Source organism: Vreelandella sp. H-I2 (genome assembly GCF_052959335.1).
In genome coordinates this window covers 538,663-563,477 of record NZ_JBRAMC010000002.1, presented here as the reverse complement: position 1 = coordinate 563,477, position 24,815 = coordinate 538,663, and the positions used below count along the sequence as shown (strand labels likewise).

Below are 24,815 nucleotides of genomic sequence, written 5' to 3'. Positions count from 1 at the left end.
GTGATTGCTCCGGCCCTGGTCGGAGCAGTAAGCTAAAGAATACACACACTAACGAGGGGTTCCCCACTCTTGAGCCAGCCCACACCTCAGGCCAATCGCATCATCACCTTAAGCCTTGAACCCAATGATCCGCAGCGCCTTGCTAGCCTTTGCGGCCAGCAGGACGAGCATCTGAAGCTGATTGAAAGCCGCCTGGACGTGACGCTGCGCAACCGGGGCAATGTGTTTCAACTGGCAGGCCCAGCCAACCGTATTAAGGCAGCGGCGAACGTGTTGGAACATCTTTATCGCGAAACAGCGGCGAGCGAACTTGATGCCGATACCGTGCACCTTTTCCTGCAAGAATCCGGGCTCGAAGCACTGGAAGACGAAGAGGATGGCACCGGCAGCAGCGATGAAGTGATCATGCGCACCCCACGCACCATGATCAAACCACGCGGGCTTAATCAGCAGCGCTATGTTTCAAGCATCCGTGAGCACGATATCAATTTCGGTATTGGACCTGCGGGTACAGGTAAAACCTATCTAGCCGTCGCCGCCGCAGTCGAAGCACTCAATCAGCAGGAAGTGCGCCGTATTTTGCTGGTGCGTCCGGCGGTTGAAGCGGGTGAAAAGCTTGGTTTTCTTCCTGGCGATCTCGCCCAGAAAATCGATCCCTACCTGCGCCCACTTTATGATGCCTTATATGAAATGATCGGTTTTGAGCAGGTGGCGAAGCTGATTGAACGCCAGGTCATAGAGATTGCCCCGCTGGCTTATATGCGCGGTCGCACGCTCAACAACTCCTACATCATTCTTGATGAGAGCCAAAACACCACCCCCGAGCAGATGAAAATGTTTCTGACCCGGATTGGCTTTGGCTCCACCGCCGTGATTACCGGCGACGTCACCCAGGTTGACCTGCCTAAAGGCCAGCGCTCGGGGCTGATTCAAGTGCTCGACGTGTTAAAAGACACGCCTGGGATTGGCGTCACGCACTTTGCCGCCAAGGACGTCGTGCGCCACCCGTTGGTTCAGCGCATTATCGAAGCCTACGATATGTTTGAATCCCAACAAGAAGTAGAAGAACGTGCCCGCCGCGAAGTGCGCCAGCAAGAGCGTGACGCCCGCATGCAGTCGCGTGAAAGCTCTTGGGATAGTTCACGATGAATAAGCTCGCGACGAACGAGATTGCGATTGATCGGCAGGCGGCGATTAACGAACCGTTGCTTCCCTCCCTTACACAGCTCACCCAATGGGTGGGCTGTGTTTTTGCGCACCACCCGGATGACCAGCGCCGCGAAGTGACCATCCGGTTTGTGGATGAGCGTGAAAGCCAGACGCTTAACCGTGATTACCGAAGCAAAGACAAAACCACTAACGTGTTGTCGTTTCCGTTTGAAAGCCCGCCGGGCATTGATTTACCCCTACTCGGCGACTTGGTGATTTGTCATGCTGTCGTAGCTCAAGAAGCTAGCGAGCAGGATAAGCCTCTTGAGCATCACTACGCGCATATGGTCGTGCATGGCATCTTGCATTTAATGGGCTACGATCATATTGATGATCAGGAAGCTGAGGAAATGGAGCAGTTTGAGCGCGAACTGTTAGCTGAGCTGAATATCCCCGACCCTTATGCTGACAACACCCACGCAATCGATAATGATGGCGAAACGTTTTAAATCTTTGAAACGCCTTAAGCATATGCTGTTTGACAGTAGTTGCGTTAAATCATGTAACAGCGAATCTGTTACTGTCAATCTGGTACTATCCCCCGCGTCAGTGGTAAAAAGCTAGCTGACAACGTAGTAAATGAGATAGCCACCGACTGCCCGCAAACGAGAGAATTGACGCATGAGCGAAGACCGATCGAGCAACCTCAATCAAAAATCCTGGCTCGAGAAACTCTTTGGCGCCCTTTCCGGAGACAATGACGAACCCAGCTCACGCGATGAGTTGATGACGTTTTTACGCCATACCGCAGGGAAGTTAAAGCTGGATCAAGACGCCATCATGATTATCGAAGGTGCGCTTGAGATCAGCGATCAGCAGGTACGTGAAGTGCTGATACCTCGCTCCCAGGTGTCGGCTATCGCGCTGGATCAAACTAGCGATGGCTATTTGCCGCTGATTCAGGAAACTGGCCACTCCCGCTACCCGGTGATTGGTGAAAACCTGGATGACGTGAAAGGCATTCTACTGGTAAAAGATCTGCTCCCGCTGCTTTCGCAAACTCAGGCCCAGCGTGATGCCTTCAAGCTCGATGATATTTTGCGCCCAGCAATGTTTATTCCTGAATCAAAACGCCTTAACAGCTTGCTGAAAGAGTTTCGTGACACGCATAACCATATGGCCATTGTCGTTGACGAATACGGCGGCACGGCGGGCATTATCACCATCGAAGATATCCTTGAGCAGATCGTCGGCGACATCGAAGATGAGCATGATATCGATGAAGAAGAGGATATCCGCGAATTAGAGAATGGCCACTTTGCTATCCGCGCACTGACCCCCATCGAAGACTTCAACGAACGCTTTAATACCGAGTTCTCCGACGACGAATTTGATACCGTTGGCGGCCTGGTGATGCAACAGTTTGGCCATTTGCCACGGCGCGGTGAGCATACCACTCTCGGCGGCTGGCGATTTGTGATTCTCAATGCCGATACACGGCGCATTCGCCTGCTCGAAGCCTACCGAGATACCCGCCGCGATGACGAAGAGGATGACGCCCAAGAAGAGTAAAAATCTTAGGCTGCATCATTCGTTACTCTCTGTGTCCACTCTTTCAAATCTTACCGTAGATAGGTTATCGCTATGGGTTTTCCCCCCGCGTTATTGTTACAGCTGCTTGCCGCCCTGGTCGCTGGCGGCTTCACCACCCTAACGGCTTCCCCTTTCGAGCTTTGGTGGTTAGGGCCTGTGGCGATCGGTTTACTTTACACAGGGCTGCACGCCTTAACGCCTGCGCAAGCGGCGCTTAAAGGCTGGTTATACGGTGTTGCGCTATTCGCCAGCGGCACGTCCTGGGTGTATGTCTCCATTCATGACTATGGCTACACCAGTGTGCCCCTAGCGGTATTTCTAACGACTCTGTTCGTAACGATATTGGCGCTTTTTTTTGCCGGTACCTTCTGGCTATACCGACGCTTTATATCCGCTCGTCTCGCTTTTATAAGCTTTGCAGGCGCCTGGGTGCTGGGCGAGGTGCTGCGTACCTACCTGTTTACCGGCTTTCCATGGTTGCTACTGGGCTCTGGCTACGTCGACTCACCGCTAGCCGCCTGGGCGCCGGTTGGTGGGGTGTACCTGCTATCATTATTGGTAGCCCTTAGCGGCACTTTCGCTGCAGAACTACTGTTTCGCCGTCAGTGGTGGGCAATTGCGCCGCTTGCGGCTATTTGGTTAATCCCAATGGCCCTTCCCCAGCAATGGACGACCCAAGCCAGTGACCCCACCCGCGTGGCCCTACTGCAAGGCAATCTGCCACAGCTATTGAAGTGGACACCTGAAGGGCAACGCACGGCGGCGAACACCTATAGCGAACTTACCCGCGAAGTTGCCGATGAAGTGGATCTGATCGTATGGCCAGAAACGGCCCTGCCGATGATAGAAGAGCAGGCCCGCCCGGTCTTGGAGCGGGTGCAAGCGAACCTACCGCCTGATGTCGCTCTGCTCACCGGTATCGTTCAGCGCGATGAACAAGAACGCTACTTCAATAGCGTGATCGGCGTCGGCAATGTCGAGGGGAGCTACCAGAAAGAGCACTTAGTGCCTTTTGGTGAGTACTTGCCGCTGGAAAGCGTGCTACGCGGAGCGATAGATTTCTTTGACCTGCCCATGTCGGCCTTTACCAAAGGTGAGCATGAGCAGACGCCGATGCAGGCCGCGGGTATTTCTATCGGCAATGCGATCTGCTATGAAATCATTTACCCTCAGTTGGTCGCCCGCCGCGCCCAAGACAGCGATGTAATCATGACGGTATCTAACGACACCTGGTTTGGTGCTTCTATCGGCCCGCATCAGCACCTTCAGATGGCACGGCTGCGAGCGCTAGAGAATGGTCGTTATGTAATTCGTGCCACCAGCAACGGCATTACGGCAATTATTGACGACAATGGCCGCATTGTTAAGCGCGCACCGCAGTTCGAAACCACCCTGCTTACCGGTGAGTTTTACGCCATGGAAGGCCTGACACCGTTTACCCGTACCGGCAGTTGGCCCGCCTGGCTTTTGGCAGGTTTGATGCTTTTACCGGGGATGGTGGCAGCAAGAACCACTCGCCAGGGGCGTAACTGACATGCAGCGCTAAGCGTTAAGCCTTTACCAAAAAACGGCCCGACTCCTTTGCAGGGTTCGGGCCGCTTTATTTGACTCACGCTAGCCAACTAGCCAATGGGGCATTTAGGCGGCGCTATTTTTCAGCGTCGCCATAACAATCACGAAACGGTAGCGTACATCGCCTTTTTCCATCCGCACAAAGCCTTCATTAATCTTTTGGATACCAATATCGGGTCGGGTGCACACCGTTACCTCAGCGCCCAACGCTTTGACCAGCATCGCCGACAGGAGCAGTCGTTGCGCGTTTAATGAATAGAAAGCCGATTTCGCGAACACCGCTTATTTAGCGAACACCTGACTCATATCCTTGAACGCTTTGAACTCTAGCGCATTACCGCATGGATCAAGCAAGAACATAGTGGCCTGCTCGCCTACTTCGCCTTTAAAGCGAATATACGGCTCAATCACAAACTGTGTATCGCGTGCTTTCAAACGTTCGGCCAGGGCTTCCCACTCGTCCCATTCTAAAATCACACCAAAGTGCGGCACCGGTACGTTATGCCCATCCACAGGGTTTGTATGAGCGCTCTCCTGGCCTGGTGTTTTGGGCTGTTCATGAATCACCAACTGATGGCCAAAGAAATTAAAGTCGACCCACTGCTCGCTGGAACGACCCTCTTCCAGGCCAAACACGTCATTATAAAAAGCCCGCGCCAACGCAACATCGTAAACGGGAATGGCTAAATGGAAGGGTGAAAGGCTCATGTTAGTCTCCTACTTATTAACGTTCTGAAGAGTGGTTGGCACTTAACGCCGCCACGGTGTATTCATCCTAGGGCGGCTCATGGGAAAATAATATCAATAACTATTTGGCTGATTCACAAAAAGGATTTATCAATGATCCGTGAACTAAAGACGCTGATGGCGGTGGCACAGGAAGGCACCTTTGCCGCAGCGGGCAATAAAATTGGCCTAACGCAAGCGGCGGTCAGTGCCCAAATGAAACGCCTTGAGGAAGAATTGGGGATTGCGTTGTTTGAGCGCAAAGGGCGTGCCGCGACATTGACCCAGCGAGGGCAAGAGACACTGAAGCAAGCCCATGTCCTGCTAACCCTCTACAGTACACTAGGCGCTTCCCTATCAGGCCAACCGGCAACACATCGGGTCAGTATCGGCGCCATCGCCTCGATCCAGCGCTCGCTACTTCCCGATGCGTTGGCACGCTTTCATCATACTTACAGTGATTGCTGCACCCGCGTGGTGCCGGGGCTTTCCATGGAACTGGTGAATCAAGTCGACGCTGGCGAATTGGATATGGCGGTCATTATACGTCCGCCCTTTTCGCTACACAGCGATTTGCGCTGGACGCCCCTTGCCCGCGAACCCTTTAGATTAATCGTGCCGCAGCATATTAACGGCGACCAGTGGCGAGAGCTGATGACAAGCCAGCCGTTTATCCGTTATGACCGCGCTTCCTTTGGCGGGCGTCAGGTGGACCGCTTCTTACGCAACAACCACTGTAACGTGCGTGAAGTATGTGAAGTCGACGAACTGGAAGCGATTGTTAAGCTGGTCGCCAAGGGGGTAGGCGTTGCTCTGGTGCCCGAAGCGATAGCGCAGCAACACTGGCCAGCGGAGGTCCGTGCGATTGATTTAGGCGAGCGTACCTTTCATCGCGATGTCGGGTTGATTCATCCCACTAGCGGTCATTTGAGTGCCCCCGCACGAACGCTTGCCCAATTGATTGGCGAAATCGCCACGCGGTCCGATAATGATGGTTAACGTGTTTGACGTGAGACCAGAGGAGTTAGTGCATGAAGCCAGAGGATCTGGAAAAGTTAGTGACTCGCACCATGCCCTTTGGCAAGTATGAGGGTCGCCTTATCGCCGACCTCCCCGGTCCCTATTTAAACTGGTTTGCCCGGGAGGGGTTTCCCTCAGGGGAAATTGGCCAACTGCTGCATCTGATGCACGAAATCGATCACAATGGGCTTGGCCCATTGCTTGATCCGCTGCGAACAACGCCTAGCCAGCGTGGCGAAAGTTAACGCTGACTGTTGTTACGCGCTTCTAAAGCGCGCTGAAACTCGGCCCGGTAAGCCGCTTCATGGTGCACAGGGTCAGCGGGAAAGCGGCCTAAGGCGACCGCGAGTTCAAAAAAACCCGCCGCGGGTAAACCATCACCCCGGCGGCTGACCACCAGTGCCGCGATGAAAGGCTTCTGCTGTGCAGCGTCTTCGCGCATTAACTGCTCTAACGCCTGGGTAACTTGAGCAATGGTGCGCGGCGGCGTAAGTGCTAGTGTGTTAGCCACCTGCTGATACGTCATCGGCAATGCATCAAGCGGTGCGCTGAGCAGTAGCTGGCGAAGAGCGGCTACGTTATCGGTCATATATATCCTATTGTCATGGTTTAAAAGGATCACCCTGCCAATCGACACAGTATTTGTGCGAAGAAGTAGTTATGCTAAGAATAGTGAAATACGCTGTGGTAAGGAGAGAACATGGTAACGCGACTAACAACGGCACGCCTTCGTCGAGGGCATTGGCTAGGCGTACTGGCTGGCTTAGCCATTCTGCTGGTAGCAGGGGCGGCACTAATGATGGCAGGCGCTGGGCCGGCTTATCGTGGCGAACTTATCAGCCTAGGCGAGGCGTTTAACTTACTGCGTAATGGCGTTTATGTCGCTGTAGCTGCAGTCGCGGTCAGCATTGTCACGCTGCTGTTGAGCATGCTGACTCGTCGATCTAGGCCCGCCTTAATAGCCACACTGGTTATCGTCGCCGCTGCTGCGCTGTTTTATATGCCGTGGCAATACTGGCAGCGCGCTCAACAAGTACCTGCTATTCACGACATCACCACCGATACGCAGAACCCGCCTGCTTTTGAAGCCCTCGCTGAGGCACGGCAAGCCGCGCCTAATGCCGTTGCCTACCCTGGCGATGCAACTGCTCAGCAGCAACGAGCAGCCTATCCTCACATCAAGCCGTTAGTGGTGAATAAATCCCTGCAGGTTGTTCTGGCGGCCGCACAAGCCGAGGCGGAAGAGACTGGCTGGCGTATCGCCAGAATTACCGACCATCAAATAGAAGCCACCGCGACCACGCGTTGGTTTGGCTTTGAAGATGATGTGGTAATTCGCTTAACCGAGCTGGACAACGGGGTGCAGGTCGACATGCGTTCTGCTTCGCGACTTGGGGCCAGCGATGTGGGAACTAACGCAGCGCGAATTGAAGCCTATTTAAAGGCACTGGAAGCACGGCTCAAATAACGCTCTCTTCTCGCCGTTTTTAATGTAAGGAATCTGGCCTGTTGCCAGCTTCACGCGCCAAAATTTGCTCGGCATCCAGGGTGGCGATGGGGACTTGATGCTGAACAGGAATATCGCCGCTCAATTGAAGCGCTTGATAGCGTAGGGCACAAACGCGTAAAAACGAGGTGAAGTTTCCCAAATCGTGCCCGGCGTCGATGGATTCGTGATATAGCCGAGTAATCATCTGTGCCGTGTTCATCCCATCTCGTTGGGCGATCTCTTCAAGAATGTGCCAGAAATAATTCTCCATCCGCACACTAGTGACCATGCCATCAATACGCAGCGAGTGTGTCGCACTTCGCCACAGTTCAGGATCGGCTTGGATAAAGAGTTTGCACATGCGTGTTACCTTTCAGCGTATTTTGCTCAAATTGCTGTTCAAGCTACCAATATAGCGGACATTGGCACAGAGCGCCCGGCGGGGGCCGGGCGCAAAGGTGGTTTTATTATCGCGGCTAGAGTCACTTATTTAACAGCGCCATAAACTGCGCCAGCCATGCCGGGTGGGCAGGCCACGCGGGTGCGGTCACCAAGTTGCCATCAGTCACCGCATCAGTCACTTCCAAGTTAGCGAAGTGACCACCGGCAAGTTCTACCTCCGGCTGGCAGGCTGGGTAAGCAGAGCACTGCTTTCCTTCAAGCACTTTTGCAGCGGCTAATAACTGCGCACCATGACAGATCGCAGCCACGGGCTTATTGGTCTCAAAGAAATGTCGCACCATCGCGAGCACGTCTTTGTCTAAGCGGAGATATTCAGGTGCGCGCCCACCCGGCACTACCAAAGCATCGTAATCAGCGGGGTTAGTTCCGGCGAAATCGGCATTCAGTGCAAAGCGGTGGCCGGGCTTTTCGGAATAGGTTTGATCACCTTCGAAATCATGAATCGCGGTCGCCACGGTATCGCCCGAGGCTTTGCCAGGACAAACTGCATCGACACGGTGGCCGACTGCCATCAATGCCTGAAATGGCACCATGGTTTCATAGTCTTCAGTGAAATCGCCGGTGATCATTAAAATGCGCTTGCTACTCATCTCAGTGCTCCTCTTATTGATCTTATGGTTAATGATCGAGTATTTGAGAACACGCACAGCGTGTGAAATGAGATTAGCAAGCGCTTAACGGCAACAGGTAGTAATTGCTTACTACTCGATAGTTTCTTCTACTACTCGATAGTTTCTTCCTTCTGGGGGAGTGACAGATGACGTTGCCCTGCCGTATCGCTTACACGAAAGCGCCCTACCAGTGAGTGCATATCGCCTGCGCGATCATCCAGCGTATGGCTAGCGGTCGTGGCCTCTTGTACCAACCGTGCGTTTTGGTGTGTGACTTGATCCAGCTGCGAAATTGCCTGGTTGATCTGGTCGATACCCGCCGACTGTTCGTGAGTCGCGCCTGCAATCTCAGTGACATAGCGCGTTACTTCGCCGAGGCTCTCTATGATCTCTTGTAGATGCTTGCTGGAAGCGTTAACAAGCTGCTCGCCTTCGCTCACCTTAGCGACACTGTCGTCTACCAGATGACGAATTTGGGCCGCCTCTTCAGCGCTGCGTCCGGCTAATTTGCGCACCTCTTGAGCCACCACTGCAAATCCACGCCCCTGCTCGCCTGCTCGCGCGGCTTCAACAGAGGCATTCAGTGCGAGTAGGTTGGTTTGAAAGGCGATATCGTCGATGGCCTTAATAATGGAGGTGATTTTTTCGCTCGCCTCTCGGATATCGCCCATGGCTGCCGTCGTACGGGTTGACACATCCCCAGCGGCACGTGCTCGCTGGTCAACGTTGCCACTTGCGTCTTTCGCCTGGTCAGCGTATTCAGCCGTTTGCTTCACAGTGGCTGTAATTTGTTCAAGGCTTGAAGCTGTTTCAGCCAACGAAGCTGCCTGTTGGTCAGTACGCTGGGAAAGGTTTTCATTACCCGCAGCGATTTGGCGGCTGCTGGCCGCAATAGATTCGGCGCTTTCGCGAATTTGCGCCACCATACCTTCAAAGGTATCCATCATGTTATTAAACGCTTGGGCCGTTTGGCCCACTTCATCGTTTCGCTTGAGCTCAAGACGCTTGGAAAGATCAGCGTTTTCGCCTGCGGCACCACTAATGCTTTCCATTTGGTGGCGCATCGCCACTAACGGACCCAGTACGCGCACCATCGTACGCCAGCCAAAGATTGCCAGTAGCGCAATAACAATCAGTGTAACCATAATCAGTAACGAACGCCCGGCATTGGCTAATGACTCGGCCTGGGTGGCGGCGTTATCAGCCTGTTCAACGGTATACGCTTCAACGTTGCTCAGGGCCGTGCGCATCTGAGCCATGGCTTGAGCAACATTAGTAAGCGCCGCCTGCACCTGTTCATGGAGCGCAAGTTGCTGGAAACGAAGTTCATAGACGGCGTTATCATCGGATATCATCAGTCCTTCCAGCTCTACGATGACCTCGCTAAGATTATTAATCAGCGCACGCTGCTCTACCTCGGTACTCGGCGCATCGGCAATTGCCGCCAATGATTGACGAGCAAGCCCAACCTGTTGGGCAATTTCATTGTGACGCAAGTTGACCAGCGCATCAGAGCTCTCCATTTGCATCATTTGGCGGCCAAGGTCTGATAACTGCGCTAAGGCCATGCGAGCGTTACCACTTAAGCGCCCGATATCCGCTTGCGGGGCAAACATATTATCCAGAAGCGTAGTAGGCAGGGTCGTCATGCCGTCTTCGCGCCAGGCTTCCATCAGCTCACGCTGGTCACTGTCACCGCGCACCTGGGCCAGCGCTGCACGTCCGGCAATATCTTCGGCGCTAAGCATCACTTGAGAAATCAGTGTTTGCATCGCACTAATACGCTCGGCCATTTGTGTTTGCAGGCTCAACTCTTCACGGCGTACCGCCTCAAGCGACGTATCGCCCTCAAGCAACGCTTGGTAATGGCTATCCAGCTCGCTGAGGCCTTCTGCGTGATCAACCCTGCTCAGCCCCTGACGGGCGGTTTGAAAACGTTCATCTAATGCGGCTTGAGTGGTGACTGCATCAAGGCCTGTCGCATTCTCTGCGGCAAGCAGATCCGCATGACGCTGACCAAACGCGCCCATCGTTAGCACCATTCCCCGGCTGGCATCCTGAAGCGGTAATACCTCACCGGTAATATAGCGCTGCGAGTCGATTAACCGTTGGTTGGTTGTCCAACCCGTTACCGCCAGCACCACAGCCCCCAGCACGGCTGCCAGGAACAGGCTTATTAACATGGCTCTAATACTTAACGTTTCTTTCATTATCACTTTTCACTTGTGTCAGGGACATACCGTTAACGTAAGCCTTAATATGTCACCGTTAAGGCAACAGGCTCGCCCACTCCACCGACTCGAAACGGCCGTTTGTGATAATGGTTGGCCAAACTGCATCGCTGGCTTGATGGTCATTACGCCCCAGGCTGAGCGGCTCTTCTAGGCCAATATCGACCGACCCTAGGCCAAGTAAGCCATCCACAATAGCGTCACGATCTGGGTTTGCTCCGGCTGCTTTTACACCTTCAACAAAAAGCTTCGCAGCAAGGTAGCCTTCGAGAGATATAAAGTCAGGTTCACTACCGCGTGAATGCGTGGCTAGCGCCTGTCGGTATGCTTCTACAGCGGGTAGGTCGGCATCCAGAGGCGGCACGACTTGGGTAATAATGACGCCTTCTGCCAACTCCCCAAGTTCATCCATTAACGCTTGGCTGCCAACGAAAGAGACGTTCAAAAATACGGCATCCGGTAGGTCGTTGCGTGCTTCACGAATGAAGTCTGCCGCGGGCCCGTAAGTGCCCACAATAATGACCGCCCGAGGTGTCACCGGCGCTTGTAGAATGGTCGCCAAGCCTTGGTGAATATTGCGTGTACCGCGGGTAAATCGCCCATGAGCCAGCGCAGCGGTGTTTCCAACACCATGGGAGGTTAACGCCTGAATGGCCCCATTATAGCCGGCATCACCAAAGCTATCGTTTTGGGTGAAAAAGGCTATTTCCTCAGGCAACACGCCCGCTTCCAAGAGCCCATTGACCATGGCTGCCGTTTCTTGCACATAGCTGGCCCGGTAATTGATCACATAACGATCTGGCGGTGTTTTGCGTAACACACCCGCACCGGTAAACGCGCCATAGAGCAGTGTTTCATATTCGTTATAGATGGGTATGGTGACGGTAGCGGTTGGTGTACCTACGTTGCCGATCGCGGCTAGCACTTCATCTTCTTGGATAATTTGCCGGGTATTGCTGGCAGCTTGCAGCGGTTTGTACTCATCATCCCGGGGGATCAAGGCTAATGTTTCACCGTTTACGCCGCCAGCGGCATTCACCTCGGCAAAATAGGTTTCGATCCCCTTTTGCATACCCAGCCCTAAAGGCGCAGCGCCTCCGCTGGAAGGGGCGACAATACCAAAGGTCAGTGCTGCCTGGGTCAATGGTGAAATCAATAGCCCGGCGAAGAGCGTTATATTGACTAGCCGCTTTTTTAACGGTCTTTTACTTAATAATAGCGTTCCCACTCGTCGCATTGATCTGCTCCTCACTCGCTAGATCACTTCCCCAACCAATAAATGGCGAGTTAGCGTCAAGTGATGAATACCATCGCCTGAACGCCAACATTACCGATCTGTTACTCACTACTATCGGCAGGAGAATATACGACTAAAGATTAATTATCGTTAACGACTAAGTAATTATTGTTGCCTGTTGTGTAACCGCCTAGAACCACCTCGACGGAAACACAACATTTTATTTAAAAATCAGATCATTACCTAAATTAAGCCAATACTAATCAGGCCGCTCAATGGCAAACCGATCGCTAATGCGTATGTAATCGCTGCCCGCTAGACGACCAACCGGCTTGAGAAGATCCATATCTACACGACGGCCGTCCCAAACAGCATCATCAATATGAATGGAAACCACCTGCGCCAGCACTAAGGTACCTGCCAGGGGTTGATCACCGAAACGGATCATATCGAACAGTTTGCAACCAAACGCCACCGGCGCATTGGCAATTCGCGGTACGCTAACGCCTGGCATCGCCGCCTTTTCCAGCCCGGCCAGGGTAAACTCGTCTTGCTCCGGCGGAAGGCTGGCACTGGTGGTGTTGAGCGCTTCAATTAACGCTTCGCTACCTACATGCACGACACATTCAGCAACTTCATTTAAATTACGCACCGTATCTTTAAGCTCACCGCTGCCATTGAGCAGCGGTGAAAACGCCAGCACGGGTGGATGCACACTGGCAACATTGAAGAAGGAGAACGGCGCTAGATTGGCATTGCCGCGTTTATCCTGGGTAGATACCCAGGCAATGGGTCTGGGGCAAATGCTGCCGGATAATAGCCGATAAATCACACCTGGGCTTAAGGGGGATTCATCTAATAGGTAGTCGCTCATTTTGGCTCCTAAATAATGAGTTTCAGAGTACTGTTACCAGAGTACTGCCACTTTATAGCAGCATTACCAGCGTTCATGTGTTTTACAAACATAAGCGCTGCCCAGCAAGGAACAGATGCAATGAAGATTGTCATTCCCGATGATTATCAAGACTGTGTGCGCAGTTTAGACGCCTTCAAGCTGCTAGAAGGGCACGACGTAACGATTTATCACGACACCTTAACCGGGCTGGACGGGCTGAGTGCACGGTTTCATGATGCCGAGGCGTTAGTGCTGATTCGTGAACGCACCCCGATCACCGCCGCGTTGCTGGAGCGCTTGCCCAACCTGAAAGTCATTAGCCAAACGGGAGGCGGCGCAGCGCATGTGGATATGAAGGCTTGTCGCCGCCACGGCGTTACCGTGATGGCGGGCACTGGCTCGCCCTACGCGGCGGCAGAATTAACCTGGGGGTTGGTCCTGGCCGCCATGCGCCATATACCGTCAGAGGTTGAGAATCTGAAAGCGGGCCGCTGGCAGCGCACCTTGGGTACGGGGCTCAAAGGCCGCACCTTAGGCATTTTCGGCTACGGAAAAATTGGCAGCCTAGTGGCACGCTATGGTCAGGCATTTGAAATGAACGTTCTGGTGTGGGGGCGGGAAGGTACCCGCCAGCGCGCTGCCGAGGCCGGAATCGAAGTGGCCAAAAGCCCAACAGACTTTTTCCAGCGGGCGGATGTGCTCAGCCTGCACCTTCGTTTAAACGACGATACCCGCGGTATCGTCAGCGCTGAATCCCTCGCCCAGATGAAGCCAACATCTCTGCTGGTAAACACCAGCCGTTCTCAGTTAGTGGCACCTGGGGCGCTTGAACAAGCACTCAAGGCCGGTAGGCCTGGCCAAGCGGCGGCTGATGTTTTTGATGCAGAACCTGTGTTAGAAAACTCACTGCTGGCACTGCCCAATCTACTCGCCACACCGCACTTAGGCTATGTGGAAAAAGATAGCTACGAGCTCTACTTTGGCGATGCGTTTAGCAATCTGCTGGCCTATATCGATGGTCAGCCGGTGACCAATCTAGCTCGTTAAAAACAGGCGTTACTGCTTGGGTTAAGGACTTAACGACCACCGCCTCTGCGCCAATTGTGCTAGCCTTGTAGGTTCACGAGTCACACAGGGGCCATGAATGCTCACCATTTCTAGCAACGTTACGTTGGCTGACTGGGAGATCGATATCAGCCAGATTCGCGCCCAAGGTGCGGGCGGCCAGAACGTCAACAAAGTCGCCTCAGCAGTCCACCTGCGCTTCGATATTCTGAGCTCTACGCTGCCACCGCATTATAAAGAGCGCTTAATGGCGCTCTCTGATCAGCGCATCAGTAAAGAGGGCGTTGTGATTATCAAAGCCCAAAGCCATCGCAAGCTTGAACTCAATAAAGAGGATGCACTAGAGCGTTTAAAAGAGTTGATTCAAAGTGCCACCAGACAGCAAAAAGTACGCCGCCCCACCAAGCCTACCAAAGGCTCACAGCGTCGTCGCGTCGATCACAAAACACGTAAAGGCAAAATTAAATCACTTCGCGGCAAGGTGTCGGCCTCTTGATGACTACACGTTCTGAACCGCTCACTAAGCGCCCTCTCTCGCCCTGCGTGCAAATATGCCAAATTGAGCCCTCCACCTCTGTCTGCCATGGCTGTGGCCGAACGCTGGATGAAATCGCCGGCTGGGGAAGTATGACCGAGGCCGAAAAGGCCCCGGTATGGGAACGCCTGGAAAGCGAAGGCTATGCCTCCAACGACTAGGGCGCTGATGGCAATGGCGCAGGCTGATGACGGTCACTCAAGATATGATGTAGCTCACCGCAAGCCACCATCGGATCATCGCAGTTGATCACAATATCCGAGTGCGCCAGCACGTAACTGCGGCCGGTAATGGTGTTTTCCACTACTTGATAAGCGCCCTCTTGATGGGTTCCGATAAAAGTGCCGATAAACCCCGTCTCACGTAGTGAAACTGTCTCCAGCTTATCTCCTAACTTCAACCGCCCTTCATAGTTCATTAATGCTAGGCGTGCCGAAGTACCAGTACCCGTAGTGCTGCGGCAAATGACGCCAGGGTGAACATACGTGGTTGAGCGTGAGCGTATATAACCTTCCGTCACCTGCTCTTCAGGCCCCATAAAATGCAGAAACGGCAGTGGCCCTACGTCGCCCAGGGTGTAGTGAGAGAAGCCTCGCTGCGCTTTAATCGCTTCGACTATTTTATAGGCACATTCTGATAGTGCGCGCTCCTCATCACGCGTCAGTTTAAAGCCTAGTTCAGTGGCATCGACTAACGCATAAAAACCGCCGCTGTAGGCGATGGAATAAGTGACCTCACCAATCCCCGGTACTTGAATCGTATCGCGGTAGGTATCGATATAACTGGGCAAGCCGCCACAGGTGACTGACTCCACCACGCCGTTGTGTACCTTGGCTTCGATCTGTACTAAGCCTGCGGGCGCTTCCAGCTTAAAGCGCTGAATGCCTTCTTGCTTGGGCACAATACCGCTTTCCAGTACCGCCGTTGCGGTACATAGCGTGTTGGAGCCTGAGTAGATGGGGTACCCCATCACTTCCATAATGATATAGCCCGCGACCGCTTCCGGGTGGCTGGGAGGTACCAATAAATCCACCGACATTTCCGGAATGCCATAGGGCTCTTCCAGCAGCAAGCGACGCAAACCGTCGGCATCATCGCGCAAGTACTCCATCTGTTCGCGCACGGTGGCACCCGGCAGAATATCAATGCCGCCCGTCACAATACGGCTAACATCGCCACCAGCGTGCGTGTCCATTAATTGGATAGTATGAACATTATGCACTAGCGGCGCTCCTGAGCGGCAGAGGAATTTTCGAGGGCGAACGGAGCACCGTGAGATACCCACTGGGCATCGGGAACAAGCACGATTTTTCCCAGGTAATTGCTGTCCCGGTTAACAAAATAGCGCTCAGCAGCATGTAAGTCGGAGAGTTTAAACGCCGCATGAAGCACGGGTTTTAATTCGCCGCTGCGGATCCAAGCCACAAGTTGTTCGGCCTCTTCCCGCGTACCATGGGAAACGCCAAATATCTGCACTTGATACAGATAAATACGCGTCCACATAATTTCGCTGAGATTGCCACCGCTAGCGCCAGCAATGGAAAGGCGCGGGTAACTTTTACGTCCCTGCATATCGACAATCATGGTATCGATAAACAGGTTGGTCATTTCTCCGCCGACCAAGTCCATCACCGCATCAATCGGTTTACCGCCAGTCGTCTCCAAAACCCGCTCAACGAAAGTAGGCAAATCGCCACGGTCAATGACGGCTTCAGCGCCCAATGCTGTTAGCGCATCGGCTTTGTCTAGCTGGCTTACCGCGTAGGGAATAGCCCCCACAATGCGACAGAGCTGAATGAGCGCGGTGCCCACGCCGCCACTAGCGCCACTGACCAGCACACGCTCGCCAGCACTTACCTGAGCCGCAGTCATCATGTGGTAAGCCGTTTGATAAGAGCACATGCCCATCGAGGCAAGCTCTGCATCATGTAATTCAGGATTGGGGATATGGTAGAACTGTTCAGCAGGAACAGCGATATACTCTGCAAAACCGCCATCAGCGCCATGACCATAGTAATCCGGGGTAAGGTTGATATCGCGACGCTCATCGGCGTAGATATTAAAATCGAGCAAACCCCGCTGACCTATGCGCTCGGCGTCAACGCCCTCTCCCACTGCCACGATGCGACCCGCTACATCGGCCCCTTGAATACGCGGAAAGGTTAATGTCGGCGTGCCCCCCATGGCAAAGGAAGTAACCTCGCCCTTATCCTTAGTAGGATAAAGGCCTTCACGGGCTTTTCGGTCAGTATTGTTTTTTGCCGTGGCCGTCACTTGCACCAGCACTTCGCCCGTCTTGGGCTGGGGTGTAGCGACATCCTGATGATATTCCAACTTTTCGATATCACCATGTCCTGTCAATAGCATGGCGGCCATTGTAGCCGGCACCGTTTGCTCCGTTGCGACCATGAGCTGGCTCCTTAATTGGGTGTATTAACGCTCCAATGACAATAACAAACTCATGCCGAGCGTTAAAAGCCGTATAAACGGCAATGACGGCAACGCTTGACTGCGAGGCCGCCAGAAGAACGAAGCAGTTTAATTATCTAAGCCGCGTTACTAGCTAAATACAGGGACCCCAATCAGCATTGCGTGCAAATAAAAGGCAAATAATACATACGCCACTAGCCCAATTATCACGCTCGCAATGGTTGCCGTTTTTGTAGTGCTAACAGCCGCAGGCGGCGTAAGGCGGTCGCGTTTTTTGGCAGTTTTAAACGACAGGATAGCCCAGATAAGGAAAGCAGCAAAAAAGATAATATCGCCCAAACGCCCATTTGCCAGTAGGTGAGCAAACGCCCAAATTTTCACGGACAATACCATCGGATGGCCAAGTTTGGCCTTAATGGCATTATGAGGAACATACGTCGCCGCTAGCATAATAAAGGCGGGCAGCATCAGCAGTGCCACTGCATGACGCATTCCCATGGGAGGATGCCAGACATAAATCGGATCAAGGCGCATCTGTCCAAACCCGTAAATAGCAATCACCAACCCAATGAAAGAGACCGCTGAATAGACTAATTTCCAGTTAGCCTCGCCTCGCTTGGCAATCTGCTGCTGACGCCAATTTTCAGCAAAGATACGCACAGAGTGGCTGCCCAGAAAAATCAGCAGCCCAATGATCATAATGGTCATGAAAAAATGCTCCCAGTGAAAACGCTAGTCGACGGCATAATGCCTTATAGTCTTGGTCGATGCAGAGGATGCCACAGACAACCGCTGACCACCTATGTATGCGCCAACTTTTTGCTTACTGACGAGCAGATAACTGAGATAGTTTTGCTGTTTTGGGTTAAAACCAATGTTTACGTTTAAACAGCCAAATCAATACACCACCGATTCCCAACATGCCACCCAATACAAAAAAGTAACCGTATTCGTAGCGCAACTCGGGCATATTTTCGAAGTTCATGCCGTAAACGCCAGCGATAAATGTCAGCGGTACAAAGATAGCGGTACAAAGATAGCGGTAATCACTGTGAGAACACGCATGGTGATATTTAACTGGTGGGAAGAAATAGAGATATAGCCATCGAGTAAGTCACCACAAATGTCGTAATACATCTGGGTCAACGTATAGAGACGCTCGAAACGCTCGGCCACATCGTTAATCGCGTGCAGGGTTTCGCTTTGCTCGCGAGGCAAATGCTCATAATCATAAGCCGTCAGTTCTTGCGTAATACCCTGGTGGTAACTAAAGATACGACGCATTTTAACCAGCCGGGAACGATAGGTAATAATCTTGCGCATTAGCACATCATTACCTGCTTCTAACAATTCATCCTCAAGGTCGCTTAACGCCGTTTCAAACTCGAGCAGGCTATCAATATAAAAGCCCGCTGAAATATACATCACCCGTAGCGCTACATGTTCCGGCGAGTGGGCCAGTAGAGCTTTACCATGCTCGTTAAACAACCGCTCAATAGAGAGTGCTTGGCCAGGATGAAGTGTGACCAGAAACCTTTCACCCACAAAAAAACAGACCTGTTGAGGCAGGTAGTTCAGCTCGGCATCGAATGAGGAGATCCCGCGATAAATAATTAGCGTATGGTTTTCAAACTCTTCTATTTTAGGCGGGTGACGCTCTTTATGGGCATCTTGAATCGCCATTGGATGGAACTCAAACGCCTCTAAAATAGTACGCTCACGCTGCTGCGTTTCACCCTGCATATCAATCCAAATATGGCTCCCTGAGGTGGTCTGCCACATTGCCATAAGATGCTCATCGCCCTCGTAACTATCGCCTTCAGGGGTGGTTAAAATAGATCGAATCATGGTCGTCCTTGAATGTTTCAGGCCTTAAGCACCGCTACCAGCAGGATTGGCTATACGTACTTGTGCTTATCCTGTGTGCTTTGCATCATAAACGCCAAGTATTCACTGTTTTTTAGTCATACTCGCAAGCAATACGCTGATTAACGTCGAGGCAATTAACGCGCCTACGAAGGGCCCCAGCGTGGGAATGCTGCCCGGAAAACTCGCCGCAACGACTCCCGAGATAAAACTTCCTTGGCTTAACCACCCTGGAAGGATGGCTCCCAGCAACCCTGCAATGCCTCCTCCAATGGCCGCAATAGGCGTCATTCGTTGCCACAAGCCCAGCAGCACCGGCACTACAATGGCCGCACACAGTAAGTCAGCAATGAGGAACAGCCGCAATACCGATAACCCTTGCAAAGCAATCACCACAACGGGAATCATCAATAAAATCGTCACCCATCGGGCAGCAACGAGTGAAACGCCCTGCTGCTCGCTGCGCGCCACGATCAGGGAAGCAATACCGTTTTGTAACGTATCAACGCTAGAAGCCACCAACGTAACAGCGAGCACTAAGGCGGGCAGCGTCAACCAGACGGGTGCATCGATAAGCAGTGCAAAAAACGGCATCGGCGGTTCGCCTAGTGGCACATCGCGCATAGCGGCCAACATACCCAGACCGCCAATTACCATCACGACCACCACCGTCATTGCGCCGCCTAACCATGCCCCGCGCCCCAGGCTTTGATTGTCTTGTGCAGCCCAAACGCGTTGCCAATAGCCTTGGTGAAACAAGTTCGCTGCGGTGACTGCAATCACCAGCGTTAACGCCACACTAAGCGCATCAGTAACAGGAATAGAAGGTAAAACAGCCTCATTAGGAAGGGCAGGCAGTCGCCACAAAGCCATACTGCCTACCGCCAAGAGTAGTGCCAGCAATAACCAGGCCTGCCAGCGGTCAGTGGCAAGGCTGGCGCGTAGCCCTCCAACCGCTGTATAAACCAGCGTGGTGAGGGCCACACCCATAATTACCAACGCGGGCGGCACATCGGAAAGCAATGCGGTGATTGCACCGATAGCGGTTAGCTCAGCCGCCAAAAAACAGGCCATATAACCGACCGATACCAGCGTAACCCAGCGCCGAACGCCCGAGCCATAGCAAGCTTCAGCAAACTCTGCGATGCTGCGTCCCTCAGGCAGGGCACGGCGGATTTTAGGCCCATAAAGCCCTAAGACAAGGAATGGGAGTGCGGAACCTAACGCATAACCTGACAATGCGAGCGGGCCAACAAAAGCACCAATTTCAGGGGGAGCAAAGAGTATCCATGCCCCCATGCCGGAGGCAAGAAAGGATAAACCAAGGGTAGAAGCTGTTTGCGAATTGCGCGCGGTGACATAGTCATCAAGCGGGCCATCCACCCAGCGAGCCCGCAGGCCTAAAAAAGCAAAGCAGCATAGTGCCGCGCCAAGCACAGCTGATGTTAAGTAAAGCATGTCGCGCTTCCTCCGCCGGTACGAACCGGATCAGGTTCCAGGGTCTGCGCAATACGCATTCTCAGCCCTTGCTAACAGGGCTCCCCTGGCGACAGTGAATGTAGGTACTTATTATAGCGACTATTTTTCAAATGCTATTTTAAGGAATGTGTCGAAACTATCCTCAATCAAAATCGCACCTTAGTAAAGTTTAAGATGAGTTGGCAGCAACCTAACGTGGCACACGCCCCATTAGATAGAACTCTTCATTGGGTGGAGTGCCCGCTAAAGTGACTAGTCGATTCGATAAGCTGAAAAACGCCGCGATAGCACCTATGTCCCAGCAGTCCTCTTGGCTAAAGCCTACTTCCAGCAAACGGGAGAACCACTCATCCGTCATTTCACCTACATCGATGGCGCAGTGAATAGCAAAATCAAGCATCAATCGGTGGCGCTCACTGATTGGCGCAACGTGATGGTTAACAGCCACTTGGTCAGCAAGTAGCGGGTTTTTACTGTATATGCGCACCAACGCACCATGAGCTACCACACAATACAAGCAATGATTACGCGCGCTGGTGGCGACCACGATCATCTCTTTCTCAGCTTTGCTGAGCGAGTCTGACTCCCGCTCCATTAATGCGTCATGATAGGCAAAGAAAGCGCGAAACTCAGCAGGACGATGGGCCAACATTAGGAATACATTAGGCACAAACCCCGCTTTCTCCTGAACGGCCAAAATGGCAGAACGAATGTCTTCCGGCAAATCATCCAGCGTTTCAGGCATATTAAAACGACTTATTGTTGCAGACATAACCACCTCTTTATTGTTAAATTTACTTATCTCACTAAAATGGCTTAGCCGGTGCGTAACAAAAAGCTAGCTTAGCGTCTTTTTTTTAGCAGCTCTGCTCGCCATACTGAATTAACGTTCTGTCATAAAAACCACGCTCTACTCTTTAATAAACAGTTCGTTCAAAGGGACACTGTCATGAGTCATAACGAAGCCAAGGAACATACTCCCGGTCGTCTAAACGAACTGTTTGCTGACCCTTACCGGGCGTTTGAAAATGATACAGACGAGCGTCAACTGCATATTCGTATCATGCTGCATATGTTACTTGCCCGCCCTATGGCACGTGGGCAAATGACACTAAGGGTTATTCATGGCTGGGAAAATGGCAGTTGCGAGCCAACCGACTTACAGCACATAGACTATACCCTAAATGGCGTCTCTGACTTCAAACGCGCAGTACAAGACTTTACCCACGCCTCTAAGCACAATACCCCGCTACCGGCCGATAATGATGCTCTTCTCGCCGCACCGCTCGCCGATGCGATTGCTGACGCAGAAGCAGAAGGCCAATCACTCGCTACCGACATTCGCGAAACCCCAGCACACTGGCCAGCATTTGAGGGGGGATTAGCCCTATACACGCTGTTCAAAATGTACCACCGACTGGTTTATGGCGAAGATGACACCTACCGCTGCTCGCAATGCATGACACCGCTTGGTTTGCGCGAAATACACGAATTCCATCTTGAAGAGGGTGAATTTGCGCTCCTAGCACCCCCAGCCCCGCACTTCATGAGCGAGCTTTCCTTGCTGGTTCTGCATGAAAGCCAGCTCGCCCCCATTGAGCAGTTGCTTGAAGAGAGCCTGCCACTGTTTGATAATTTCTAACCTACTAATTTACAAGTTAGTAATAACAGCCCTGCTTTCGACGGCCTCTAAGGTCAATTGGCCCCGCTTAAAGCGGGGCCAAGGTGTATCACTTCATTTGGTTTGATTTATCACAGCGAAATAGTGCTATTAATACCACTAGAAACATTTTCCGGTTCAAACCATCGCGCCGTCACGGTTTTCGTTTGTGTCCAGAAAGCGATCGCTTGTTTACCATTAGGCCCTAAATCGCCAAGCTTAGAAGCCCGCGAGCCGGTGAAACTAAAGTAAGCGACCGGTACTGGAATCGGCACGTTAATACCAATTTGGCCCACATCGATGTCAGTTTCAAAACGACGAGCAACCCAGCCTGAGTTAGTAAAGATGGAGGTGCCGTTACCGTTGGGGTTGGCGTTGATAAAAGCGATCGCTTCATCGAGTGTTTCAACACTGACCACACACAGAACAGGCCCAAAAATCTCTTCGCGATAAATGGCCATATCCGCGGTCACATCAGCAAACAGGGTTGGCCCTACGAAGTTACCGTTAGGGTAGCCGTCCACGTGAATGTTGCGGCCATCGACCATCAATTTGGCGCCCTCTTTTTCGCCAGCATCGATTAACCGCAGCACCCGATCACGGGCTGCTGGTGAAACCAACGGGCCCAAGTCTGCATCAAGCTGAGTACCAGGCCCTACTTTCATTTTTTGGGCCGCTTCAACGATGTCGTTCAACCACGCTCGAGCGTCACCCACGAGCACGACCACCGAGTTCGCCATACACCGCTGACCAGCGGCACCGAATGCTGATCCCAACAAATTGTTGATTGCTTGACTTCGGTTAGCATCGGGCATAACCACACAGTGGTTTTTAGCCCCCATCATCGCCTGCATCCGCTTACCTGCTGCTGCCGCACGGTTATAAAGCAGCGAACCCACGTGGGTGGAGCCAATGAACGAAAGCGCTTTGATATCTTGGTGATCAGCAATTTGATTGGCCACATCCGGGCCACCATGCACCACGTTGAGCACGCCCGGTGGGATACCTGCTTCATGGGCCAACTCAACTAAGCGCATCGTTGAGCTAGGATCTTGCTCTGATGGCTTCAGAACGAAGGTATTGCCTGTGGCAATCGCCAACGGGAACATAAAACACGGCAGCATAATGGGAAAATTAAAAGCGGTGATGCCTGCGCCTACCCCCAGCGGCTGGTGCATGGTGTAAACATCCACCTCGCTGGCAGCATTTTCAGCCAGCTCACCCAACTGCAGCGAGGTAATCGAACAGGCGTGCTCAACCACTTCCAAGCCACGACCGACTTCACCTTCCGCATCCGGCAGTGTTTTACCGTGTTCTTCGGTAATCAGCGCCGCAAGTTCTGCAGTATTGTCGCGAATCAGCGCCTGCAGCTTGAGCATAATGCGCATGCGCTTGCCCAAGGGAACCTTACGCCACTCTTTGAACGCCTCTTTGGCGCTGTGGATAGCACGCTCTACTTCGTCAGCGCTGCAAAACGGCACGCGAGCCACTACCTCTTGGGTAGCCGGATTGACCACGTCGCGCCACTCCTGGCTTTGCGACTGCACTGGCTGGCCATCGATATACATAGGAATTTCACGGACGGACATAGCGTTGCTCCTGTTACATTTGTGATTATTATTGAAAAGCCATGGCTAAAAACGGCGATTAAAAGCCGGCTGTTAAAAAGATTGTAGTTGCAAACCAAGTGCACAGGGTATAGCAGCAAGTTGACGTAAACGTCAACTAGGTATGATTGAGTAAACAGAATCTGGCGCAAGACGTCAATTAGCCTTTTTATAGAGATGTGGCGCAGGACTTATGCGTCGGCAAGTGGATACTGACTAACAGGTCGTTTATTCGACTCGCCGACGCGCAACCACGCCGACGTTGCTCCGTTCAAAACGTCGTTCCATTCAAAACGTTGCTCTATTCAGAACGATGATGAGCAATGGCCGAAACATCGGCTAGCAGTTGAGTCGAAGTGATGCCTTTTGGTGGGCTAACTAGCGGAGCTACCGTTTAGACTGTTTCGTAGGCAGCCTTAAGACGATAAAACTCTTCTACAATAGCGGCCATTTCATCCGCGTCGTAATCACACAGGCCGCTTACCACTAACTTCTTAGAGCCAACCCCGACGTTTTCACCGGCGGACTCAATAGAGAACTCCAGCCGCGCATCGGCTCGCTTGCCGCTAACCTCTAATGAAGATTGATTCAACGTCAAACCTGGGGAAAAGCCATCCAACCGCTCAAGTGAGAATCCCATGCTATCGTAGATCACCAGTGGCCGTTTAGGGTTAAACATGACCCCATGTTGTTCCATTAGCGGTTTAAGATAGTGTGGAAAATTCTTGCCCGAAAACGCGACATAACAGCGAGCAAACGCTTCCACCACAGCCGGATCGTGGGTAATGTCCCCACTACGCACAACCTGTAAGTAGCATTTACCGCTCTCATCGCAGACATGTATTGTTCCATCATCTGCTTCGCTAAACTTAAGCGGCGTGTCAGCCCCCACCATGTTGGTGAAGCGAAATTCCATTTGCCGCGACAACCCGAACTTCGTAAGTACCAGAACAAACAGTAAGTCACCGGGAACACAAAAACGACGTGCATCCGGATTATGAATAGGGTTGTAGTCACCAGCCACGCCTTTGGCGAAGTGGCTGGCCTGCTCTGCGGAGATCACTACATACTCTCCGCGCTGCGTGTAAAAATCCTTGAACATGGCGTTTGTAGCCTGCCTAGCGTTGAAATCGAAAACCCGTCACTGCCCAACGCCGCGCATAATGCCATAAAACACGCCCCAACAGG

The 24,815-nt window shown here is 52.5% G+C and carries 26 protein-coding genes, 1 pseudogene and 1 riboswitch; of the genes and pseudogenes, 11 read left to right on the top strand and 16 right to left on the bottom strand.

Annotation, left to right across the window (positions count from 1 at the left end; all coding sequences use genetic code 11):
* Positions 1 to 69 precede the first annotated feature (69 nt).
* The 4 genes from ACUVOF_RS07155 to lnt all read left to right on the top strand — a co-directional run bounded on the left by ACUVOF_RS07155 (position 70) and on the right by lnt (position 4,275).
* Positions 70 to 1,149: a PhoH family protein gene (locus ACUVOF_RS07155; RefSeq protein ID WP_113269941.1), complete on the top strand. Its 1,080-nt coding sequence runs from the start codon at positions 70 to 72 to the stop codon at positions 1,147 to 1,149.
* Entirely contained in the window at positions 1,146 to 1,658 is a 513-nt protein-coding gene (ybeY, locus tag ACUVOF_RS07150; protein WP_447043671.1) for an rRNA maturation RNase YbeY, read from the top strand. Before ACUVOF_RS07155 ends, ybeY begins: the two co-directional genes overlap by 4 nt.
* Before the next feature lie 172 nt (positions 1,659 to 1,830).
* Complete coding sequence (locus tag ACUVOF_RS07145; protein ID WP_113269939.1) at positions 1,831 to 2,721, top strand: HlyC/CorC family transporter; 891 nt, start codon at positions 1,831 to 1,833, stop codon at positions 2,719 to 2,721.
* A 72-nt stretch (positions 2,722 to 2,793) separates the two neighbouring features.
* Entirely contained in the window at positions 2,794 to 4,275 is a 1,482-nt protein-coding gene (lnt, locus tag ACUVOF_RS07140) for an apolipoprotein N-acyltransferase (RefSeq protein WP_447043670.1), read from the top strand.
* Between the two features lie 105 nt (positions 4,276 to 4,380).
* Here lnt and ACUVOF_RS07135 read toward each other — a convergent pair whose 3' ends face one another.
* Both ACUVOF_RS07135 and ACUVOF_RS07130 read right to left on the bottom strand, forming a co-directional pair.
* Positions 4,381 to 4,536: a hypothetical protein gene (locus tag ACUVOF_RS07135; protein WP_447043806.1), complete on the bottom strand. Its 156-nt coding sequence runs from the start codon at positions 4,534 to 4,536 to the stop codon at positions 4,381 to 4,383.
* Positions 4,537 to 4,596: 60 nt separating this feature from the next.
* Entirely contained in the window at positions 4,597 to 5,022 is a 426-nt protein-coding gene (locus ACUVOF_RS07130) for a VOC family protein (RefSeq protein ID WP_179916175.1), read from the bottom strand.
* Between the two features lie 132 nt (positions 5,023 to 5,154).
* Here ACUVOF_RS07130 and ACUVOF_RS07125 point away from each other — a divergent pair, with 132 nt between their 5' ends.
* On the top strand, positions 5,155 to 6,039 hold the full coding sequence (locus ACUVOF_RS07125) for a LysR family transcriptional regulator (RefSeq protein WP_447043669.1): 885 nt from the start codon (positions 5,155 to 5,157) through the stop codon (positions 6,037 to 6,039).
* 32 nt (positions 6,040 to 6,071) lie between these two features.
* The gene (locus ACUVOF_RS07120) at positions 6,072 to 6,305 is read left to right on the top strand and encodes a DUF3820 family protein (RefSeq protein WP_447043668.1); all 234 of its coding nucleotides are present in this window, start codon (positions 6,072 to 6,074) and stop codon (positions 6,303 to 6,305) included.
* Here the strand turns inward: ACUVOF_RS07120 and ACUVOF_RS07115 are convergent.
* Positions 6,302 to 6,649, bottom strand: coding sequence for a hypothetical protein (locus ACUVOF_RS07115; RefSeq protein WP_447043667.1), 348 nt, complete (start codon positions 6,647 to 6,649; stop codon positions 6,302 to 6,304). The genes ACUVOF_RS07120 and ACUVOF_RS07115 overlap by 4 nt on opposite strands.
* Before the next feature lie 111 nt (positions 6,650 to 6,760).
* Between ACUVOF_RS07115 and ACUVOF_RS07110 the strand changes: the two genes are divergently transcribed.
* A complete protein-coding gene (locus ACUVOF_RS07110) occupies positions 6,761 to 7,528 on the top strand; it encodes a DUF1499 domain-containing protein (protein WP_447043666.1) in 768 nt (255 codons plus the stop codon).
* A gap of 19 nt (positions 7,529 to 7,547) precedes the next feature.
* Here the strand turns inward: ACUVOF_RS07110 and ACUVOF_RS07105 are convergent, their stop codons facing one another.
* The 5 genes from ACUVOF_RS07105 to ACUVOF_RS07085 all read right to left on the bottom strand — a co-directional run bounded on the left by ACUVOF_RS07105 (position 7,548) and on the right by ACUVOF_RS07085 (position 12,964).
* Positions 7,548 to 7,910, bottom strand: coding sequence for a ribbon-helix-helix domain-containing protein (locus ACUVOF_RS07105; protein ID WP_447043665.1), 363 nt, complete (start codon positions 7,908 to 7,910; stop codon positions 7,548 to 7,550).
* 121 nt (positions 7,911 to 8,031) lie between these two features.
* Positions 8,032 to 8,601, bottom strand: coding sequence for a DJ-1/PfpI family protein (locus ACUVOF_RS07100; RefSeq protein WP_447043664.1), 570 nt, complete (start codon positions 8,599 to 8,601; stop codon positions 8,032 to 8,034).
* Positions 8,602 to 8,732: 131 nt separating this feature from the next.
* Positions 8,733 to 10,805 carry a methyl-accepting chemotaxis protein gene (locus ACUVOF_RS07095; RefSeq protein WP_447043663.1) on the bottom strand — a complete coding sequence of 691 codons (2,073 nt, stop codon included), beginning with the start codon at positions 10,803 to 10,805 and terminating at the stop codon, positions 8,733 to 8,735.
* An 85-nt stretch (positions 10,806 to 10,890) separates the two neighbouring features.
* Complete coding sequence (locus tag ACUVOF_RS07090) at positions 10,891 to 12,090, bottom strand: ABC transporter substrate-binding protein (RefSeq protein WP_447043662.1); 1,200 nt, start codon at positions 12,088 to 12,090, stop codon at positions 10,891 to 10,893.
* 259 nt (positions 12,091 to 12,349) lie between these two features.
* The gene (locus tag ACUVOF_RS07085) at positions 12,350 to 12,964 is read right to left on the bottom strand and encodes a flavin reductase family protein (RefSeq protein ID WP_447043661.1); all 615 of its coding nucleotides are present in this window, start codon (positions 12,962 to 12,964) and stop codon (positions 12,350 to 12,352) included.
* 120 nt (positions 12,965 to 13,084) lie between these two features.
* Between ACUVOF_RS07085 and ACUVOF_RS07080 the strand changes: the two genes are divergently transcribed.
* The 3 genes from ACUVOF_RS07080 to ACUVOF_RS07070 all read left to right on the top strand — a co-directional run bounded on the left by ACUVOF_RS07080 (position 13,085) and on the right by ACUVOF_RS07070 (position 14,746).
* Positions 13,085 to 14,032, top strand: coding sequence for a D-2-hydroxyacid dehydrogenase family protein (locus ACUVOF_RS07080; RefSeq protein ID WP_447043660.1), 948 nt, complete (start codon positions 13,085 to 13,087; stop codon positions 14,030 to 14,032).
* Between the two features lie 97 nt (positions 14,033 to 14,129).
* On the top strand, positions 14,130 to 14,546 hold the full coding sequence (gene arfB / locus ACUVOF_RS07075; RefSeq protein WP_447043659.1) for an alternative ribosome rescue aminoacyl-tRNA hydrolase ArfB: 417 nt from the start codon (positions 14,130 to 14,132) through the stop codon (positions 14,544 to 14,546).
* On the top strand, positions 14,546 to 14,746 hold the full coding sequence (locus ACUVOF_RS07070; protein ID WP_447043658.1) for a DUF1289 domain-containing protein: 201 nt from the start codon (positions 14,546 to 14,548) through the stop codon (positions 14,744 to 14,746). Before arfB ends, ACUVOF_RS07070 begins: the two co-directional genes overlap by 1 nt.
* Here ACUVOF_RS07070 and ACUVOF_RS07065 read toward each other — a convergent pair.
* From ACUVOF_RS07065 to ACUVOF_RS07040, 6 genes and pseudogenes are all read right to left on the bottom strand, one after another.
* Positions 14,743 to 15,807: a proline racemase family protein gene (locus ACUVOF_RS07065; protein ID WP_447043657.1), complete on the bottom strand. Its 1,065-nt coding sequence runs from the start codon at positions 15,805 to 15,807 to the stop codon at positions 14,743 to 14,745. The genes ACUVOF_RS07070 and ACUVOF_RS07065 overlap by 4 nt on opposite strands.
* On the bottom strand, positions 15,807 to 16,994 hold the full coding sequence (locus ACUVOF_RS07060; protein ID WP_447043656.1) for an alcohol dehydrogenase catalytic domain-containing protein: 1,188 nt from the start codon (positions 16,992 to 16,994) through the stop codon (positions 15,807 to 15,809). Before ACUVOF_RS07060 ends, ACUVOF_RS07065 begins: the two co-directional genes overlap by 1 nt.
* Positions 16,995 to 17,144: 150 nt before the next feature.
* On the bottom strand, positions 17,145 to 17,723 hold the full coding sequence (locus tag ACUVOF_RS07055) for an NnrU family protein (protein WP_447043655.1): 579 nt from the start codon (positions 17,721 to 17,723) through the stop codon (positions 17,145 to 17,147).
* 157 nt (positions 17,724 to 17,880) lie between these two features.
* Positions 17,881 to 18,863 (bottom strand): annotated as a pseudogene (locus ACUVOF_RS07050) (magnesium transporter CorA family protein).
* Between the two features lie 102 nt (positions 18,864 to 18,965).
* On the bottom strand, positions 18,966 to 20,339 hold the full coding sequence (locus ACUVOF_RS07045) for a sodium:solute symporter (RefSeq protein WP_447043654.1): 1,374 nt from the start codon (positions 20,337 to 20,339) through the stop codon (positions 18,966 to 18,968).
* Positions 20,329 to 20,436: riboswitch (TPP riboswitch) on the bottom strand. It overlaps the preceding gene by 11 nt.
* Before the next feature lie 114 nt (positions 20,437 to 20,550).
* The gene (locus ACUVOF_RS07040) at positions 20,551 to 21,132 is read right to left on the bottom strand and encodes a peroxidase-related enzyme (protein ID WP_447043653.1); all 582 of its coding nucleotides are present in this window, start codon (positions 21,130 to 21,132) and stop codon (positions 20,551 to 20,553) included.
* 177 nt (positions 21,133 to 21,309) lie between these two features.
* Here ACUVOF_RS07040 and ACUVOF_RS07035 point away from each other — a divergent pair, with 177 nt between their 5' ends.
* A complete protein-coding gene (locus ACUVOF_RS07035) occupies positions 21,310 to 22,002 on the top strand; it encodes a hypothetical protein (protein WP_447043652.1) in 693 nt (230 codons plus the stop codon).
* Between the two features lie 110 nt (positions 22,003 to 22,112).
* Here ACUVOF_RS07035 and ACUVOF_RS07030 read toward each other — a convergent pair whose 3' ends face one another.
* Positions 22,113 to 23,609, bottom strand: a complete 1,497-nt coding sequence (locus tag ACUVOF_RS07030; RefSeq protein ID WP_447043651.1) for a CoA-acylating methylmalonate-semialdehyde dehydrogenase — start codon at positions 23,607 to 23,609, stop codon at positions 22,113 to 22,115.
* A 412-nt stretch (positions 23,610 to 24,021) separates the two neighbouring features.
* On the bottom strand, positions 24,022 to 24,729 hold the full coding sequence (locus ACUVOF_RS07025; protein WP_447043650.1) for a DUF3581 family protein: 708 nt from the start codon (positions 24,727 to 24,729) through the stop codon (positions 24,022 to 24,024).
* Between the last annotated feature and the right edge of the window lie 86 nt (positions 24,730 to 24,815).